Annotated in this window: 1 protein-coding gene and 1 pseudogene; one reads left to right on the top strand and one right to left on the bottom strand. The window is 74.5% G+C overall.

The annotated features are described in order from the left end of the window. The coding region (locus FV222_RS26150; protein ID WP_147816040.1) for a DJ-1/PfpI family protein at positions 1-510 on the bottom strand (510 nt) is incomplete at its 3' end. Between the two features lie 314 nt (positions 511-824). Here FV222_RS26150 and FV222_RS26145 point away from each other — a divergent pair. Continuing rightward, positions 825-1385: pseudogene (locus tag FV222_RS26145) on the top strand (carboxypeptidase M32); the annotation flags it as partial.

Raw genomic sequence — 1385 nt, 5'->3', positions numbered from 1 at the left:
GGTGCGGGCGTAGTCCGCGCCGCGCAGCCTCGCCGCCAGCGCGAGGGCGAAATCGAGCCCGGCCGAGATGCCGGCCGCGGTGACGCGGTTCCGATCGAACACCACCCGTTCGTCCACCGGCACGGCGCCGAGCAGGGGTAGGACGGCGTCGCGCACGCACCAGTGCGAGGTCGCGCGGTATCCGGCGAGCAAGCCCGCCGCGCCCAGGATCAGCGAGCCGGTGCAGACGCTGGTGACCCAGGCGGCGCGCCCGGCGCGGTCGCGCAGGAAGGCGAGGGTCGCCAAGTCGCGCATCTGGTCGGGCGTGCCGTCGCCCCCGGGCACGAACAGCACGTCGAGGTCGCGCGGGCAGGTCTCGAAATCCGCGGTGGCGACGAGGGCGAGCCCGGTATCGCTCGCGACGGGACCGGCGGCCCGCGCCACGAGATCCAGGCTGCCGGGCGCGAGGCCTGAAAGGATCTCCTGCGGGCCGACCACGTCGAGCGCGGTCATGCCCGGATAGAGCAGCATGGCGATCCGCACCGGCCCGTCCTTCGCGACGGACCTGGGTTCGGTCGCGGCGTGGGCGACGGGGCCTCCGACGAGGGCGGTGGAGGCCAGGGCTGCGGCGACGAAGGCACGGCGATCCACCACTCTGCTCCGGTCCCACGGCGCCCTCGGCGCGTCGCGACGATATGGGGCGCTCCCTGCGAAAGGCGCGGGCTCGCGCCGATCTCCGATCTCTAGGCGGGGTGTTCCCGGTGGCGCCCGGCGCCTATGACGAAGGCCGCCATCCCAGCCGGCCGCTCGCGAGGCCGGCGCGCCAACGCAGAGGCTCGCGCATCGTGAACGCCTATTCCGGTCTCGAACGCCGCTTCGCCCGCCTCGACGCGATCGGTGACGCCGCCGGCATCCTCGGCTGGGATTCCCAGACGTTGATGCCGGACGGCGCCGCCGACGGCCGCGCCGACCAGCTCGCGACCTTGCGCGGCCTCGCCCACGAGATCCTGACCGCACCCGAGACCGCCGACGCGCTCTCCGCCGCCGGCGAGCAGGGGCTCGATCCGTGGCAGGCGGAAAACCTCGCCGAGATGCGCCGCGTCCACGCCCACGCCGCCTCGGTGCCGGGCGACCTCGTCGAGGCGAGTTCGCGCGCGACCTCGAAGGCCGAGATGGTCTGGCGCGAGGCCCGCGCGCAGTCGGATTTCGGCCTGCTGCTGACGCATCTCTCCGAGGTGCTGCGGCTCCAGCGCGAGATCGGGGCGATCAAGGGGGCGGCGCTCGGGCTCGGGACCTACGACGCGCTGCTCGACGAGTACGATCCCGGCATGCGCCGCGCGACCATCGACCCGCTCTTCGCCGAGCTGCGCACCCGGCTGCCCGGGCTGGTGGCGGCGGCCCGGGAG

It is taken from the genome of Methylobacterium sp. WL103 (assembly GCF_008039885.1).
In the GTDB taxonomy this organism is placed as follows: Bacteria; Pseudomonadota; Alphaproteobacteria; order Rhizobiales; family Beijerinckiaceae; genus Methylobacterium; species Methylobacterium cerastii.
Note: the sequence above shows the minus strand (reverse complement) of the source record. Positions and strands in the feature narration are given on the sequence as shown.